General features: G+C 67.3%; 13 protein-coding genes, 2 tRNA genes and 1 rRNA gene. 9 read left to right on the top strand and 7 right to left on the bottom strand.

The annotated features are described in order from the left end of the window. Positions 1-84: 84 nt before the first annotated feature. Positions 85-1,260 carry a hypothetical protein gene (locus ASF27_RS07705; RefSeq protein WP_056173057.1) on the top strand — a complete coding sequence of 392 codons (1,176 nt, stop codon included), beginning with the start codon at positions 85-87 and terminating at the stop codon, positions 1,258-1,260. A 9-nt stretch (positions 1,261-1,269) separates the two neighbouring features. On the opposite strand, the gene ASF27_RS07700 is transcribed toward ASF27_RS07705, so the two are convergent. Further along, positions 1,270-1,695 carry a DUF779 domain-containing protein gene (locus ASF27_RS07700; protein WP_056262751.1) on the bottom strand — a complete coding sequence of 142 codons (426 nt, stop codon included), beginning with the start codon at positions 1,693-1,695 and terminating at the stop codon, positions 1,270-1,272. Between the two features lie 98 nt (positions 1,696-1,793). After that, positions 1,794-3,314 (bottom strand): aldehyde dehydrogenase, encoded by a 1,521-nt coding sequence (adh, locus tag ASF27_RS07695; protein ID WP_056262749.1) that lies wholly within the window; start codon positions 3,312-3,314, stop codon positions 1,794-1,796. A 381-nt stretch (positions 3,315-3,695) separates the two neighbouring features. Between adh and ASF27_RS07690 the strand changes: the two genes are divergently transcribed. After that, on the top strand, positions 3,696-4,922 hold the full coding sequence (locus ASF27_RS07690; protein ID WP_056359072.1) for a multidrug effflux MFS transporter: 1,227 nt from the start codon (positions 3,696-3,698) through the stop codon (positions 4,920-4,922). 97 nt (positions 4,923-5,019) lie between these two features. Continuing rightward, positions 5,020-5,532, top strand: coding sequence for a DoxX family protein (locus ASF27_RS07685; protein WP_244480948.1), 513 nt, complete (start codon positions 5,020-5,022; stop codon positions 5,530-5,532). Position 5,533: 1 nt separating this feature from the next. Here ASF27_RS07685 and ASF27_RS07680 read toward each other — a convergent pair whose 3' ends face one another. Beyond that, a complete protein-coding gene (locus tag ASF27_RS07680; RefSeq protein ID WP_056359065.1) occupies positions 5,534-6,934 on the bottom strand; it encodes an MFS transporter in 1,401 nt (466 codons plus the stop codon). Positions 6,935-7,257: 323 nt separating this feature from the next. On the opposite strand from ASF27_RS07680, the gene ASF27_RS07675 reads away from it, so the two are divergent. From ASF27_RS07675 to panE, 4 genes are all read left to right on the top strand, one after another. Beyond that, complete coding sequence (locus ASF27_RS07675; protein WP_056359062.1) at positions 7,258-8,142, top strand: DUF3313 domain-containing protein; 885 nt, start codon at positions 7,258-7,260, stop codon at positions 8,140-8,142. A 173-nt stretch (positions 8,143-8,315) separates the two neighbouring features. Continuing rightward, a complete protein-coding gene (gene guaB / locus ASF27_RS07670; protein WP_056306108.1) occupies positions 8,316-9,809 on the top strand; it encodes an IMP dehydrogenase in 1,494 nt (497 codons plus the stop codon). An 85-nt stretch (positions 9,810-9,894) separates the two neighbouring features. After that, on the top strand, positions 9,895-10,314 hold the full coding sequence (locus ASF27_RS07665) for an MAPEG family protein (protein WP_056306110.1): 420 nt from the start codon (positions 9,895-9,897) through the stop codon (positions 10,312-10,314). A gap of 62 nt (positions 10,315-10,376) precedes the next feature. After that, positions 10,377-11,321, top strand: coding sequence for a 2-dehydropantoate 2-reductase (gene panE, locus ASF27_RS07660; RefSeq protein ID WP_056306112.1), 945 nt, complete (start codon positions 10,377-10,379; stop codon positions 11,319-11,321). On the opposite strand, the gene ASF27_RS22675 is transcribed toward panE, so the two are convergent. Further along, entirely contained in the window at positions 11,315-11,479 is a 165-nt protein-coding gene (locus ASF27_RS22675; protein ID WP_200918712.1) for a hypothetical protein, read from the bottom strand. The two genes, panE and ASF27_RS22675, sit on opposite strands and share 7 nt — an antisense overlap. Positions 11,480-11,642: 163 nt before the next feature. On the opposite strand from ASF27_RS22675, the gene ASF27_RS07655 reads away from it, so the two are divergent. Both ASF27_RS07655 and guaA read left to right on the top strand, forming a co-directional pair. Then, positions 11,643-12,950 carry an RsmB/NOP family class I SAM-dependent RNA methyltransferase gene (locus ASF27_RS07655; protein ID WP_056359124.1) on the top strand — a complete coding sequence of 436 codons (1,308 nt, stop codon included), beginning with the start codon at positions 11,643-11,645 and terminating at the stop codon, positions 12,948-12,950. Between the two features lie 98 nt (positions 12,951-13,048). Beyond that, the gene (gene guaA, locus ASF27_RS07650; protein WP_056173028.1) at positions 13,049-14,605 is read left to right on the top strand and encodes a glutamine-hydrolyzing GMP synthase; all 1,557 of its coding nucleotides are present in this window, start codon (positions 13,049-13,051) and stop codon (positions 14,603-14,605) included. Positions 14,606-14,902: 297 nt separating this feature from the next. On the opposite strand, the gene ASF27_RS07645 is transcribed toward guaA, so the two are convergent. The 3 genes from ASF27_RS07645 to rrf form a co-directional block, all read right to left on the bottom strand. Then, positions 14,903-14,979, bottom strand: a tRNA-Met gene (locus ASF27_RS07645). A 23-nt stretch (positions 14,980-15,002) separates the two neighbouring features. Then, a tRNA-Met gene (locus ASF27_RS07640) sits at positions 15,003-15,079 on the bottom strand. A 147-nt stretch (positions 15,080-15,226) separates the two neighbouring features. Further along, positions 15,227-15,342: ribosomal RNA gene (gene rrf, locus ASF27_RS07635) — 5S ribosomal RNA — on the bottom strand. Between the last annotated feature and the right edge of the window lie 368 nt (positions 15,343-15,710).

The following is a 15,710-nucleotide window of genomic DNA, read 5'->3' as shown; positions in this document are numbered from 1 at the left end:
GACGGCCGCCGAAAACGCGGCGTCGCGGCAATCAGTCTGTAACGGTTCAAAACCCAAACTCGACGGGATGTCCAGGCATACGCGATGACGCGCCTCATTCTTCGCACCCTCCTCGCGCTGGCGAGCCTCACGGACGCGGCCGGCGCGGCCTCGGAACCGCCGTTCTCGGCGCTGACACTCGTCGGACCCCCGACCGTGGTCTTCAAGGCGGGCCGCGATGCTTGCGATGGAGCGGACGTGCCGGATGCCTCCGCGCGGGCGTTCCGAGACGCTTCCAGCGCCGTCGCGCTCTATGGGATGCATTACCGGAACCGCGCCCTGCGGGGTCCGTCCCTCGACGCGCTCAAGCTCGACTGCGCCATCGTCCTCGATTCCGGTGAGAAGCCCGACCCGGCTCTGTACGACGACCGTTCGTGGGTCGCCGCCACCTGGACCGACGATGGCAAAGCCGTCGCCGCTCTCCTCCACCATGAATACCAAGCCAACGAGCATCCGGGCCGATGCCGCTCCAAGGTCTACCTGGAGTGCTGGTACAACACGGTGGTGGCCGCCGCCTCGACGGATGGCGGACAGCGGTTCTCGCGGGCAACGCCGCCCGTGGTTGTGGCCGGTGCTCCGTTCCGCCAGGAAGTCGAACAGGGCCGTCATCGCGGCTTCTTCAACCCGTCGAACATTTTTGGCGATGGGCGCTGGCGCTACATGTTCGCCTCGACCACCGGTTGGGATCTCAAGGGCAGCGACCAGGCGGCGGGGGTTTGCCTGTTCCGCACGGACGATCCCGCCGACCCGTCGCGCTGGCGCGCCTGGACCGGCACCGGCTTCACTGCAGCTTTCCCAGACCCCTACACCAAACCGGCGATGCATCTGGCGACGTGCAAGCCCGTGGCGCCCTTCCCCACCCCCGTGGGTGCGGTGGTGCGCCATCGCGGCAGTGGCGCCTGGATCGCAGTGTTCATGGCGCGAAAGGCGGCGGACTTCCCCGAATCCGGATTCTACTGGACGAGTTCACGCGATCTCGTGACTTGGGACCGTCCGCGCCTGCTTTTGGCGGGTGCGACCCTCTACGACGATCCCTGCGGCGCGTCGGCTGGCTTGATCGCGTATCCGTCGCTGCTCGACCCCGCCGCCATGGGCCGTAACTTCGACGACACCGGCGACACCGCGCTCCTCACCTATGTGACCCTGCGCACGGAGGGCTGCGCCATCACGTCGGATCGCGACCTCGTGCGCCGGCCCCTCGCCATCAAGGTCTGGCCGTGAGACCCGTGATCAGAGCTTGCAGGCCCCGGCGAGCGCCGTGTTCTCGGCGTCCGTGAACAGCCGCGAGCGGATGAGGAAGCGCCTGTCGCGGCCATTTTCGAGGGAGAACATCCCGCCGCGGCCCGGCACCACGTCGAGGATGAGGTGGGTGTGCTTCCAGACCTCGAACTGCGGCCGGCTGATCCAGAAATCGGCACCCGCCACGGTCCCGAGATGCACGTCGCTGTCGCCCGTGAGGAACTCGCCCTGCGGGTAGCACATGGGCGAGGACCCGTCGCAGCAGCCGCCGGACTGGTGGAACATCACCGGGCCGTGCTCGGCGCGCAACTCCTCGATGAGGGCGAGGGCCGCCGGTGTCGCGGTGACGCGAAGCGGCGTGCCGTCGTTGCCCGCCTGATCGGCGGTGGTCTGTTCGGGGGTGGCAACGTCGCTCATCGGTCTGTCCTCGCTCGGGCGATCTGCCGAAGATATGGGGCGAATAACGAAAAAGCCCCGGCCTTTCGGCCGGGGCAAGGTGGTCTCGGGGTCGACGGTTAGAAGAAGCCGAGCTTCTTTGCCGAGTAGCTCACCAGCATGTTCTTGGTCTGCTGATAGTGGTCGAGCATCATCTTGTGGTTCTCACGTCCGATGCCGGACTGCTTGTAGCCGCCGAAGGCCGCGTGGGCCGGATAGGCGTGGTAGCAGTTGGTCCAGACGCGCCCGGCCTGGATGGCACGGCCGAAGCGGTAGGCGCGGGTGCCGTCGCGGGTCCAGATTCCGGCGCCGAGGCCGTAAAGGGTGTCGTTGGCAATCGCGAGGGCGTCGGCATCGTCCTTGAAGGTCGTGACCGAGAGGACGGGCCCAAAAATTTCCTCCTGGAAGATTCGCATCTTGTTGTGGCCCTTGAACACCGTCGGCTTCATGTAGAAGCCGTCCGCGAACTCGCCGTCCTTGACGTTGCGTTCGCCGCCGGTGAGGCACTCGGCGCCCTCCTGCCGGCCGATATCGACGTAGCTCAGGATCTTCTCGAGCTGTTCGGAGGAGGCCTGGGCGCCGATCATGGTGGCGGGGTCGAGGGGAGAGCCCTGCGTGATCGCCTCGACGCGCTTGATCGCGCGTTCCATGAAGCGGTCGTAGATCGATTCGTGCACCAGCGCCCGGCTCGGGCAGGTGCAGACCTCGCCCTGGTTGAGGGCGAACATCGTGAAGCCTTCGAGCGCCTTGTCGAAGAAGTCGTCGTCCTCGTTGACGACGTCCGCGAAGAAGATGTTCGGCGACTTGCCGCCGAGCTCCAGGGTCACCGGAATCAGGTTCTGCGAGGCGTACTGCATGATCAGCCGGCCCGTCGTCGTTTCGCCCGTGAAGGCGATCTTGGCGATGCGGGGCGAGGAGGCCAGCGGCTTGCCGCATTCCAGCCCGAAGCCGTTGACGATGTTGAGCACGCCCGGCGGCAGCAGGTCGGCGATGAGTTCGGCCACCACGAGGATCGACGCGGGGGTCTGCTCGGCGGGCTTCAGCACCACGCAGTTGCCGGCGGCGAGCGCGGGCGCCAGCTTCCACACTGCCATCAGGATGGGGAAGTTCCACGGGATGATCTGGCCGACGACGCCCAGCGGCTCGTGGAAGTGATAGGCTACGGTGTCGTGGTCGATCTCGGAGATCGAGCCTTCCTGGGCGCGCAGGCAGCCGGCGAAGTAGCGCCAATGGTCGATGGCGAGCGGAATGTCGGCGTGTGTGGTCTCACGGATCGGCTTGCCGTTGTCCCAGGTCTCGGCGAGCGCGATGAGATCGAGGTTGTCCTCCATCCGGTCTGCAATTTTGTTCAGAATGCGCGCGCGCTCGTTCGGTGCGGTGCGGCCCCAGGCCTCCTTTGCGGCGTGCGCGGCGTCGAGCGCCTTGTCGACGTCGGCAGCGTCCGAGCGGGCGACCTCACAGATCACCCGGCCGGTGATCGGCGAGGTGTTCTCGAAATAGCGGCCAGCAATGGGTGCGACCCACTGACCGCCGATGAAGTTCTCGTAGCGGGCGGAGAACGGGGACTTGGCGCCCTGGTTCAGGAATTCCGGCTTGTTCATGGTGCTTCCTCCGAATCTTGTTTTTATGCGTGCGGCAGACAAGGCCACACGACTGGCCGACGCAAGGTGGACCTTTGGCCAACCCGGATCGGCGTCCGCGCACCGGATGGCGTCCGGGCAGGGGGTGCAATGGTAGACCCGATCGCGGATCGTTGCGACCCGGGTTGGCGCGGCATCCGTCACCCCGTCATGCCTTCGACCCATGCCACTGCACGACCGACGGCCGGCCGATTGGGATCAAGCTCGCATGCAGGCCGTTAGGCCAGGGCTGTCCTTTCGTGCGGGTACGGTCACGCATTCCGATCCGTTCCGCTCCCAACTTCCGCTCCCGCGTCGAGGATCGCCTTGTCGTTGACACCCCCACCCGCCCCCGTAGCACCGATGCCTTCGGTCTGGAGCGGCCCGCGCTTCGGTGAGTTCGTCGGGATCGTCGCTCTGATGATGGCGGTGACCGCCATTTCCATTGACAATCTCCTGCCGGCGTTCCCCGAGATCCAGGCCGAGTTCGCGGTTGCGGATCCCAACCGGCTGCAATGGCTGATCTACGTCTACATGATCGGCTTCGGGGCGGCGCAGATCGTCTACGGTCCCGTCTCGGACACCTACGGGCGCCGGTCGGTGCTGCTCGTAAGCCTCTCGATCTACGTCGCCGGCACCGTGCTCGCCATGATCGCCCCGTCCTTCGCCTGGCTGCTCGCAGCGCGCGTCATCCAGGGCATCGGCGCGGCCGGCGGCCGGGTGCTGTCCACTGCCATCGTGCGCGACCGGTTCGCCGGGCGCGAGATGGCGAGCGTGATGTCGCTCGTGATGATGGTATTCCTCATCGTGCCTATGATCGCGCCGGCCATCGGCGGGGCGATGCTTCTCCTCGGCTCGTGGCACTACGTCTTCGTGTCGATGCTGGTGCTCGCCGGCCTCCTCGTCGTGTGGTTCTCCGCCCGGATGCCCGAGACCCTGCACCCGCAATACCGACGCCCGTTTTCCCTGCGCGTCGTCGGCCAGGCTGTGGCAGTCACGTTCCGCAACCGGGTGGCGGTGGGCTACGCCACGGCGCTCGGCCTGCTGACGGGCTGCATCATGGGCTATGTCGGCTCGGCCCAGCAGGTGTTCGACACCGGCCTCTATCATCTGGGTGCCCTGTTTCCCCTCGCCTTCGGACTCGTGGCCGGGGCCATGGGTGCGGCAACCCTGGTCAACGCCCGCCTCGTCCGCCGCCTCGGCATGCGACCCCTCTCCCATGCCGGGCTCACCGCCTTCGTCGCCGTCGCGGTGGTCCAGGTGATGGCGGCCCTTGCCTATGGCGGGCGCCCACCCCTCGGCCTGTTCCTCGGACTTCTCGCCGCCAATCAGTTCCTGATCAGCTTCGCCATGCCGAACTTCAACGCCCTGGCCCTGCAACCTCTGGGGGAGATCGCCGGGACGGCCTCGTCCTTCCTCGGCTTCTACACTACGATTCTCGGTGCCCTGTGCGGCTTCCTCATCGGCCAGGCCTTCGACGGCACCGTGCTGCCCATCGGTCTCGGCTATGCCGCCCTCGGTGCCCTCGCCCTCCTGGTCGTCGCCTGGACGGAGCGCGGACGCCTGTATCGCGGGGGCGTTTCGGGATGAGCTTCCCGTTTCACCAGCGGCTTTCCGCGCCTTAACCCCGTCTTCAGCCCCCCAGGACATGGTTTGTTCTCAAACCAATCCAGACGGAGCCCGCGACGTGCCCGGCCGTACTCATGACGGACTGCTTCTCCTCGCCCGGCTGCTGCTCGCCGCCGCCCTCCTTCCGACGGGCATCGCTCGGGCGCTGAACGTCTCGGGCTTCGCCCTGACGCTCGCCGGAACAGGCCTGCCCTCGCCGAACCTCGTGGCGACGGCAGCCGTCGTCGTTCAGGTGTTCGGTCCCCTGGCGCTCCTCGTCGGCGTCCTGCCGGGCCTCACCGGTCTTAGTCTCGGAGGCTTCGCGGTCGCCATGGCGGTCCTGCTGCACCCGTTCTGGCAGTTCTCCGGGCCCGCCGCGGTGGCCGAGCGCACCCTGATGCTCGCGGATCTGGGGCTCGCCGGCGGGTTCCTCCTGTACGCTGCGACAGGTCCCGGCGCATGGAGCTGGCAGGGCTGGCGCCAGGGCGCGCGGCCTCAACCGAGACCCACCGCGGCGAGGGCCGCGGCACCGAAGGCGGCCTCGCGCGGCAAACGTCCCGCCGGACGCAGTCCGACCCGCGCGGCGGCGTAGATCACGGCGCCGGCGCGACCCGGCGATGCCCCGATACCTCCGCGCCCGCATCGGGCGCGAGACGACGGAAGGCGAAGACCGACAGGGCCGAGATCGCCGCGACGGCGAGGAAGGCCGGTCCGAAATCCTCCGCGTGGAGATCCGTTCGTCCGTGCCAGGCGGCATTGCCTTCCAGGGCGAGCGCTCCGAGCGAGACGCCGAGACTGAGCGACAGTTGCTGGGCGACGCTGGCGAGACTCGTTCCGGCGCTCATGTCCCGCGGTTCGAGATCCGCATACGCGATGGCGTTGACGCAGGTGAATTGAAGCGAGCGCACGCAGCCGCCGAGTAGCAGGGTGCAGACGATGATCGCGTGCGGCGTCTGCGCCGTGAACAGGCCGTTCGCGGCGAGGAAGCCCGTGGCGACGGCGGCGTTGATCAGCATCACCCGGCGAAAGCCGTAGGCCCGCAGGATGCGCGGACCGATGAGCTTGATCAGGAGCGCGCCGGCGGCGGCGGCGAAGGTGAGAAGGCCCGATTGCAGGGGATCGAGGCCGAACCCGATCTGCAGCATCAGGGGGAGCAGGAACGGAATCGCCCCGGTGCCGATGCGGAACAAGCTGCCCCCGGTCACGGCCGCGCGAAACGTCGGATAGCGCAGGAGATCGAGGCGGATGACCGGATGCGCCACCCTGCGGGAATGGCGGAGATAGAGCGATAGCAGGACGATGCCGGCGGCGAGGCACCCCCAAGAGACACCCTCGGGCAGGAGGTGGCGCCCCGTCGAGGCAAGCCCGAGCATCAGGGTCGCAAGCCCGAGACCCGAAAGCGCGAACCCGACGAGGTCGAGGGGCGGCCGCGCGGTCTCGCGTACGTTCTCGAAATACACGCTTGCCAGCACGATCCCGGCGAACCCGATGGGGATGTTGATGAGGAAGATCCAGCGCCAGTCGAGGTAGGTTGTGATCAGGCCGCCGAGGGGCGGCCCCATGATCGGACCGATGAGGGCCGGGATGGTGAGGTAGGCGAGCGCACTGACGAGCTCGCTCTTCGGCACGCTGCGGAGGATGACGAGGCGGCCGACCGGTACCATCATGGCGCCGCCGAGGCCCTGGAAGAACCGGGCGGCGACGAAGCCGACGAGGGAATCGGATGCCGCGCAGGCCAGCGACCCGGCCATGAACACCCCGAGCGCCACCCGGAACACCGTACGGGCGCCGTAGCGGTCGGCCATCCAGCCGCTGATGGGAATAAAGATCGCGAGGCTCACGAGGTAGGCGGTGAGCGCGAGCTTCAGGGCGATAGGGTCTTCGCCGAGGCTCCGGGCGATGGTGGGCAGCGCCGTGGCGATCACCGTCGCGTCGGTGTTCTCCATGAACAGGGCTGTGGCGACGACGAGGGGGACGATCTGAGACGGGCGCATCGGACGGCAACAAGTCCCGGATGGGCCATCGGGTTGCACCTGCGGCGAGAGAAACTTATCGGCTACGTCCCGATTCCTGAGAGCGGTGTGCCGTTCTGTTGGCGTATGGTGGATGAAAATCGCAGCCGGAACCGTGCCGGAACTGCGTGGCGCTTCCGCCACACGCAGCCGCAACAGCGGGCGGCGGGGCGTCGAGCGCCTTTCCACGTGGTCGTCCCCGCAGCTAAGCTGTCGCCCAACACGGACCGTCTGGTGCCGTTCGAGGGCATGTCTGCCCCGGATGCGCCGAGCCGCCGTTCCCGTTCTTCCGTCAAGGTTCCTGGATGCCCTCGCGCTTCGAACGTCGTCTCAGGGTACCCGGCATGACCGCCGGTTTCGCCCTGATGCTCGCCATGGCCGGCTGCGGCACGGTCCTCCTGAACGATTCCGGCTCACTCACCCGCTACGACCGTCTCGTCGGCAGCGAAGAGGTCGCCACACGGGCGAAGCTCTACATCGACCGTGCCGCCACCGCCGCCGCACGGACGATCCGGATCATTCCGACAACGTTTTCCGAGGCCGTCTCAGGTCCCGGCCTGACGTCCGTGGAGCGTCGCCTCGTCGCCAACGCCGCGGACCGGGCGCTCTGCTACGAACTGTCCTTGCGTTACGACGTGGTCTCGGGCCGCAAGGCGGACCTGACCGTGCGCGCCGCCGTCACCCGCATCGAACTCACCGGATTGCCGGCTGCGGGGGCCACCATCGCCACCTCGGCCGGCGTCAGCATCGCATCGCAGGTCGGTGTCGGCTTCGCCACGTCGGTGGGCCGCGTCCCGATCCCGCGGATTCCCATCGGCCTCGGCAGCATCACCATCGAGGCGGAGGCCCTCGACGGCCGCCACGAACAGCGGGCCGCCATGGTGTGGGGCGGGGCCGCCAATTCGTTCACGAGCCAGCCGCGCTTCTCGCCCATCAGCGACGCCTACGACCTCGCTGGCGAATTCGGACAGGATTGGGGCGGCTACCTCGCCACCGGCGTCGATCCATTCAAGGCACCGCTGGCCATCCCGAGCTACGACCGCATCCGCATCACGACCCTCGGCGAGGCGCCCCTCGACCCCGATTGCGAGGCCTTCGGCCGTGCGCCGGGCGTCGACGGCATCGCGGCGGATTACATCGGCCTGCCGCCGGAATACACCGACAAGGGCCCCCTCGCGCCCGTCCGGTGACCGAACGGCTCGGACCGCGCGGCCGGTGAGCCATGCGGACGGGGGATATCCTCGTGCCGCCCGCGGATTCCGCCTTTGCGCGGGTCGGGCCCGCATGATACTGGCCCTTGCCAACTCGATGACGCCGAAGAGGTCCACGGACCCGGCGTCTCACCCCTTCTGGGAGTTGGTTCATGGCCCGCATCACCGCAGATTCCATCATCGAAGGCCTGACCTTCGACGACGTCCTCCTGCGCCCCGCCGCCTCCTCGGTGATGCCCACCGAGGTGAGCGTCGCGAGCCGGCTCACCCGCACCATCCACCTCAATCTGCCGATCCTGGCCTCCGCCATGGACACCGTGACGGAAGCACCCATGGCCATCGCCATGGCGCAGAACGGTGGCATGGGCGTCATCCACCGCAACCTCGAGCCGGACGAGCAGGCCGAGCAGGTCCGCCTCGTCAAGAAGTACGAGTCGGGAATGGTGCTCAACCCCATCACCATCCACCCCGACGAGACCCTGGCCGACGCCTTCGCGCTGATGAAGCAGAACCGCATCTCCGGTATTCCGGTGGTGGAGCGCGGCCCCAACGGCTCGCGCGGCAAGCTCGTCGGCATCCTCACCAACCGCGACGTGCGCTTCGCGACGAATTCCTCCGAAACCGTCGCCGAACTGATGACCCGCGACCGGCTCATCACCGTGCGCGAAGGCGTGAACCAGGACGAGGCCAAGCGCCTCCTGCACCAGTTCCGCATCGAGAAGCTCCTGGTGGTCGACGACCACTACCGCTGCATCGGCCTCATCACCGTCAAGGACATCGAGAAGCAGGTCGCGTATCCGGGCGCCGTGAAGGACGAGCAGGGCCGCCTGCGCGTGGCGGCGGCCACCACCACGGGCGACAGCGGATTCGAGCGGGCCGAGCGTCTCATCGATGCCGGTTGCGACGTGGTCGTGGTCGACACCGCCCACGGGCACTCGATCAAGGTGCTCGACGCCGTGCGCCGGGTGAAGCAACTCTCCAACACCGTGCAGATCGTCGCCGGCAACGTCGCCACTCGCGACGGCGCCCAGGCCCTCATCGACGCGGGCGCCGACGCCATCAAGGTCGGCATCGGCCCGGGCTCCATCTGCACCACCCGCATCGTCGCCGGTGTCGGCGTGCCCCAGCTCACCGCCCTGATGGAGGCCGTCGAGGCGGCCGACCGCGCCAACGTGCCGGTGATCGCCGATGGCGGCATCAAGTACTCGGGTGACCTCGCCAAGGCCATCGCGGCCGGCGCGTCCGTGGCGATGCTGGGCTCCCTCCTGGCCGGTACCGACGAGGCGCCCGGCGAGGTTTTCCTGCACCAGGGCCGCTCATACAAGAGCTACCGCGGCATGGGCTCGGTCGGCGCCATGGCCCGTGGCTCGGCCGATCGCTACTTCCAGGCGGAGGTCAACGACACGCACAAGCTCGTCCCCGAGGGCATCGAGGGGCAGGTGCCCTACAAGGGACCGGTGGCCGCGGTGCTGCACCAGCTTGCCGGGGGCCTTCGCGCCGCCATGGGCTATGTCGGCGCCCCCACGATCCCGGAGTTCCAGGACAAGGCGCAGTTCGTCCGCATCACCAATGCGGGCCTGCGCGAGAGCCATGTCCACGACGTGACCATCACCCGCGAGAGCCCGAACTACCCCGGACGCGGTTGAACCCCACCCGGCGAACAATCTCGCCCCGTCCAGTCTCCCGCGTGCCCCGGGCGCGGGAGTTTCATCACGCGCGGATGACTCGACCATGACGGTTCCGGCCATCCTCGCACCGGCCTTCGCGCAGGTGTTCCTCACCTTCGCGCTGCTGTTCTGGATGGGGCATGTCCGCTTCGCCGCGTTGAGGGCCGGCACCGTTCGGGTCGGCGACATCGCCGTCGGCCAGAGGGCTTGGCCAGATCGCGCCCAACGGGCGGCCAACGCCTACGCGAACCAGTTCGAACTGCCGGTTCTGTTCTACGCCCTGGTGCCGCTGGCACTGTACACCCGGAAAGCCGACCTGCTGTTCGTGGTGCTGGCCTGGGTCTTCGTCGCGACGCGGGCGGTCCACGCGGTTCTCTACGTCACGACCAATCCGCTCTCGTATCGCTTCCAAGCCTTCGCCGCCGGCGTGGTGGTCCTCCTGGTGATGTGGAGTGTGTTCGCCATACGAATTCTGGCGAGCTGATACGCCCGGAGCGTGTAGAAACTTTCCAGAGAGAACGTCCTCGAATCGAAAGGGATCGTCCCATGCGCGTACTCGTCGTTGGTGCCGGAGCCACCGGAGGATATTTCGGCGCCCGGCTGGCCGCGATCGGCCGGGACGTGACGTTCCTCGTTCGCCCGGCGCGCGCGGAGAAGCTCGCTGCGCGTGGCTTGAGCCTGAAGAGTCCACACGGCGACCTGACGCTTTCGTCGCCGAAGACCGTGACGGCGGCGCAGCTGGCCTCGGCCGGCGCCTTCGACCTCGTGTTCCTCAGCTGCAAGGCCTACGACCTCGACGCAGCTCTCGTGGACGTCGCCCCCGGCATCGGCCCGGAGACGGCGATCCTGCCCGTGCTCAACGGCATGCGCCACCTCGACGCCCTCGAAGCCCGGTTCGGGTCGGAGCGCGTTCTCGGAGGAACCTGCGCCATTGCGGCGACGCTCGGAGCGGACGGCACCGTCCACCAGATGAACGAACTGCACACCCTGACCTACGGCGAGCGCGACGGCAGCCTGTCGCCGCGCATCGAAGCCATCGACGCCCTGATGCAAGGCGCGACCTTCGACCCTCGCCTGAGCCAGACCATGATGCTGGAAATGTGGGAGAAGTGGACTTTCCTGGCGACGTTGGCCGGATCGACCTGCCTCATGCGATCGACCATTGGAGACATCGTCTCGGCCCCCGGCGGGCGGGACTTCATCGAGGCCCTGCTTGAGGAGTGCCGTAGCATCGCGGCGAGCGCTGGCCATGCCCCCCGCGAGAAGTTCGTGGCGCGAACCCGCGCCACCCTGACGGCGGACGGGTCGGGGTTCACCGCCTCGATGCTTCGCGACATCGAGAACGGGGCCCGGATCGAAGTCGACCAGATCATCGGCGACCTCATCGCACGGGCGCCCGACACGGCCGGGCATCCCTTGCTCGACCGTGTCCACACGCATCTGAAAGCCTACGAGGCCCGGCGCACCCGCGAAGCCACGACGGTTCAGTAGCGCGGTCCGGGCGGCGGTGGATTGCCGTATTCCAGCTGCGTCTTCGCGTCGAGCCGGCGCGGCGGCGGGGTCGGATCGATGGCGGCCGGGGCCGTCGCGCAAGCGGCGACGAAGAGCAACAGGAGTCCGGCAAGGCCAAGATGGATGACGGGGGGCATGGGGTTCTCTAAAGCTCCGGGCACCAACCGATGTGGTCCCGCTGCCTTCGTGCCCCGGAATAGTGCCAGAAGCTCGACACCCCTGTGACCCCGCCGCGCTTTAAGCGTGGCCGTATCACGGCATTCGCCCAACCCTCGTGATCCCGCCCGGAGGACCTTCGCCCTGACGCCCCCCGCCCGCCTCTCCGCCGCCATCGAAGTCCTTGCCGACATCGCCGGACGCCGTCGCCCCGCCGCCGATGCCCTCAAGGATTGGGGCCTCGCCCACCGCTTCGCCGGCTCGGGCGACCGGGCTGCCATCGCCAGCCTCGTCTACGATGCCCTGCGCCGGCGGGCGTCCGCCGCCTGGATCATGGACGACGAGAGTCCGCGCGCCCTCGTCATCGGCATGCTGCGCCTCCAGCATGGGCTCGCGGCCCCCACCATCGCAGCCCAGTTCTCGGGCGATCGCTTCGCCCCCGCGCCGTTGTCCGATCACGAACGGACCCGCCTCACCGATGCGAGCTTGGCGCAGGCGCCCGACCACGTCGCCGGCGACGTGCCGGAATGGGTGCTGCCCGCCCTCGCAACGACATTCGGCGACGCGCTGCTCGACGAGTTGCGGGCCCTGGCGCGCCGCGCGCCCCTCGATATCCGGATCAACACCCTCAGGCAGAGCCGTGAATCGGCCATGGCGGGCCTGACCCATCTCGCCCCGGCGACGACGCCCCACGCGCCCAACGGCCTGCGTATCCCCATCGGCGAGGATGGGCGCGGCCCCGCTCTGCATGTCGAGCCTGAATTCCTCGACGGGTGGTACGAGATCCAGGACGAGGGTTCGCAGCTCGCGAGTCTGCTGTCCGGCGCGAAGCCCGGCGAGACCGTGATCGATCTCTGCGCTGGGGGCGGCGGCAAGACCCTGAGCCTGGCGGCGATGATGGGCAATGACGGACGACTGGTCGCCAGCGACGACGATCCACGTCGCCTTGCACCCATTCACGAGCGTCTGCGCCGGGCTGGAGCCCGCGCCGAGATCCGGACCCCGCGCGGCGGCCGGGCTCGGACCGATGTTCTGGCGGACCTCGACGGTACCGCGGATCGCGTTCTCGTGGACGCGCCCTGCACGGGCTCCGGCACCTGGCGCCGCAATCCCGATGCGAAGTGGCGGATGCGGCCGGGAGCGCTTACCGCCCGCGTCAACGAGCAGGCCACGGTGCTCGACCGCGCTGCTGCCCTGGTGCGTCCGGGCGGACGCATCACCTACGTCACCTGCTCCCTGCTGCCGGACGAGAACGATGCGGCGGTCGCTGGCTTTCTCGCGCGCGCTGGCGACGCCTTCGCGGTGGTGCCGGCAACGGCCGTGGTGGCTGGGGAGAAGCCCGATCTCGGCCCGTTCCTGCGGTTCACCGAGCACGGTTTGCAGATGAGCCCGGCTCTCACGGGCACGGACGGATTCTACGTTGCGACTCTGGAACGCAAGGCGGGCAGCTGACACCCGAACCGCAGAATCCCCAGACGGTTGCGGTTCCTGCACGGCGCACATCGCTCCATCCGTTGCACCGTGCGTGAGCCTCGTCTAACTCCGGTTCCATGATCACCGACCACGACAAGATCCTCATCGTCGATTTCGGCTCCCAGGTGACGCAACTCATCGCGCGACGTGTGCGCGAGGAGGGCGTCTACTGCGAGATCGTCCCCTTCACCAAAGCCGCCGAGGCATTTGCCGAGTCGAAGCCGAAGGGCGTGATCCTTTCGGGCGGGCCAGAATCGGTGACCACGGACGCTTCGCCGCGAACGCCGCAGATCGTCTTCGATTCGGGCGTCCCGGTCTTCGGCATTTGCTACGGTCAGCAGACCATGGCGGCCCAACTCGGCGGCGAGGTCGAGGCCGGACACCATGCCGAGTTCGGCCGTGCCGAGATCGAGATTCTGTCGGATTGCCCCCTGTTCAAGGGCGTCTGGCATGTGGGTGAGCACTACCCCGTCTGGATGAGCCACGGCGACCGGGTTACGAAGCTGCCGGACGGCTTTACCACCGTCGCCATGTCGAAGAATGCCCCCTTCGCGGCGGTCGCCGACGAATCGCGCAATTACTACGCGGTCCAGTTCCACCCCGAGGTGGCCCACACCCCGCACGGGGCGCTGCTCATCCGCAACTTCGTCCGCGACATCGCCGGATGCTCCGGCGATTGGACCATGGGCGCCTATCGCGAAGAGGCCATCGCGAAGATCCGCGAACAGGTCGGCTCGGAGAAGGTGATCTGCGGCCTGTCCGGCGGCGTCGATTCCTCCGTGGCGGCGGTGCTGATCCATGAGGCCATCGGCGAGCAGCTCACCTGCGTCTTCGTCGATCACGGGCTTCTGCGCATGGGCGAGGCCGACGAGGTCGTGCGTCTGTTTCGCGACCACTACAACATCCCGCTGGTCCACGTGGAGGCGCAAGGTCTGTTCCTCGGCGAGCTCGAGGGGGTCAGTGATCCGGAGATCAAGCGCAAGACCATCGGCCGCCTGTTCATCGACGTGTTCGATGCCGAGGCGAAGAAGATCGGCGGCGCCAAGTTCCTGGCCCAAGGCACCCTCTACCCGGACGTGATCGAGAGCGTGTCGTTCACTGGCGGTCCCTCGGTGACCATCAAGAGCCACCACAATGTCGGTGGCCTGCCCGAGCGCATGAACATGCAGCTCGTCGAACCCCTGCGCGAATTGTTCAAGGACGAGGTCCGGGTGCTTGGCAAGGAACTCGGATTGCCGGACGCCTTCGTCGGCCGCCATCCCTTCCCGGGACCGGGCCTCGCCATCCGCTGCCCCGGTACCATCACAGGGGAGAAGCTGGAGGCTCTGCGCAAGGCCGATGCGATCTACCTCGACGAGATCCGCAAGGCCGGCCTCTACGACACCATCTGGCAGGCCTTCGCCGTGATCCTGCCGGTGAAGACCGTGGGCGTGATGGGTGACGGGCGCACCTACGACCATGTCTGTGCGCTGCGCGCTGTCACCTCCGTCGACGGCATGACCGCGGACTTCTACCCATTCGATATGGCCTTCCTCGGTCGTGTTGCGACCCGCATCATCAACGAGGTCAAGGGCATCAACCGAGTGACCTACGACATCACCTCGAAGCCCCCCGGCACCATCGAGTGGGAATGAGGCGGACCGAACGCCGGACCCGATCCACCTCTGTCGGAACGTATGTGCAGCATTACCGAATAGGAAGCACCCGCGCTTTGTGACGACTACGGTGCGGAGGAACGACAGCGTTCCTCACGCCCCCCGATCCAGAGATCCCAGTCGGGTGCCCGGGGTCGTCGAGGGGCCCCTACCCTCTCAGGCCTTCTCGTTATTGGTTCGCTTGACCAGGCGGGCCCTACCCGCGGCTGATCAGCTTGGCACAGCGAAAAGCCCCCGACCGTGAGGTTGGGGGCTTTTGGTTTGTTGTTGTGATGTTGGTTGCGGGGACAGGATTTGAACCTGTGACCTTCAGGTTATGAGCCTGACGAGCTACCGGGCTGCTCCACCCCGCGCNTTTGGTTTGTTGTTGTGATGTTGGTTGCGGGGACAGGATTTGAACCTGTGACCTTCAGGTTATGAGCCTGACGAGCTACCGGGCTGCTCCACCCCGCGCCAGGGTGTTTTGCCTTTTGGGCAAGTTCGGATCGTCTGGAGGGGTTGTGATGTGCTGTGCAGGTCTGGCGGCGACCGACTCTCCCGTGTCTTGAGACACAGTACCATGGGCGCTGGTGCGTTTAACGGTTGTGATGTGCTGTGCAGGTCTGGCGGCGACCGACTCTCCCGTGTCTTGAGACACAGTACCATGGGCGCTGGTGCGTTTAACGGCCGAGTTCGAGATGGGATCGGGTTCTGGGCACACCGCTCAAACCACCAGACCGGCRCAGCACATCGTTGTTCGGCAAGCTGAGCGACAGCCGTAGCTGACGCGGGTCGACAGCCGTAAGGCGTCGACCGTTTTGGTCTTTGGTTTCGTTCGTCTGACCGTCCGCGGATCGGAGCCGCTTTGCANTTGTTCGGCAAGCTGAGCGACAGCCGTAGCTGACGCGGGTCGACAGCCGTAAGGCGTCGACCGTTTTGGTCTTTGGTTTCGTTCGTCTGACCGTCCGCGGATCGGAGCCGCTTTGCAGCGGCTGCCGATCATTTACGGACATGGATCATGAGAGCGATCAAGTTCAATCGAGCGATTAGTACTGGTAAGCTCAACGCGTCACCGCGCTTGCACACCCAGCCTATCAACGTGGTG

The organism is Methylobacterium sp. Leaf102 (assembly GCF_001422425.1).
Taxonomy (GTDB): Bacteria; Pseudomonadota; Alphaproteobacteria; order Rhizobiales; family Beijerinckiaceae; genus Methylobacterium.
The sequence above is the reverse complement of the archived record's forward strand: the minus strand, read 5'-3'. Positions and strand labels throughout refer to the sequence as shown.

Bases quoted from the DNA above. Each gene is read 5' to 3' on its own strand.
- ASF27_RS07705 (WP_056173057.1), top strand. From the start codon at position 85: ATGACGCGCCTCATTCTTCGCACCCTCCTCGCGCTGGCGAGCCTCACG.
- ASF27_RS07700 (WP_056262751.1), bottom strand. From the start codon at position 1,695: ATGAGCGACGTTGCCACCCCCGAACAGACCACCGCCGATCAGGCGGGC.
- adh (WP_056262749.1), bottom strand. From the start codon at position 3,314: ATGAACAAGCCGGAATTCCTGAACCAGGGCGCCAAGTCCCCGTTCTCC.
- ASF27_RS07690 (WP_056359072.1), top strand. From the start codon at position 3,696: ATGCCTTCGGTCTGGAGCGGCCCGCGCTTCGGTGAGTTCGTCGGGATC.
- ASF27_RS07680 (WP_056359065.1), bottom strand. From the start codon at position 6,934: ATGCGCCCGTCTCAGATCGTCCCCCTCGTCGTCGCCACAGCCCTGTTC.
- ASF27_RS07675 (WP_056359062.1), top strand. From the start codon at position 7,258: ATGCCCTCGCGCTTCGAACGTCGTCTCAGGGTACCCGGCATGACCGCC.
- guaB (WP_056306108.1), top strand. From the start codon at position 8,316: ATGGCCCGCATCACCGCAGATTCCATCATCGAAGGCCTGACCTTCGAC.
- ASF27_RS07665 (WP_056306110.1), top strand. From the start codon at position 9,895: ATGACGGTTCCGGCCATCCTCGCACCGGCCTTCGCGCAGGTGTTCCTC.
- panE (WP_056306112.1), top strand. From the start codon at position 10,377: ATGCGCGTACTCGTCGTTGGTGCCGGAGCCACCGGAGGATATTTCGGC.
- ASF27_RS22675 (WP_200918712.1), bottom strand. From the start codon at position 11,479: ATGCCCCCCGTCATCCATCTTGGCCTTGCCGGACTCCTGTTGCTCTTC.
- guaA (WP_056173028.1), top strand. From the start codon at position 13,049: ATGATCACCGACCACGACAAGATCCTCATCGTCGATTTCGGCTCCCAG.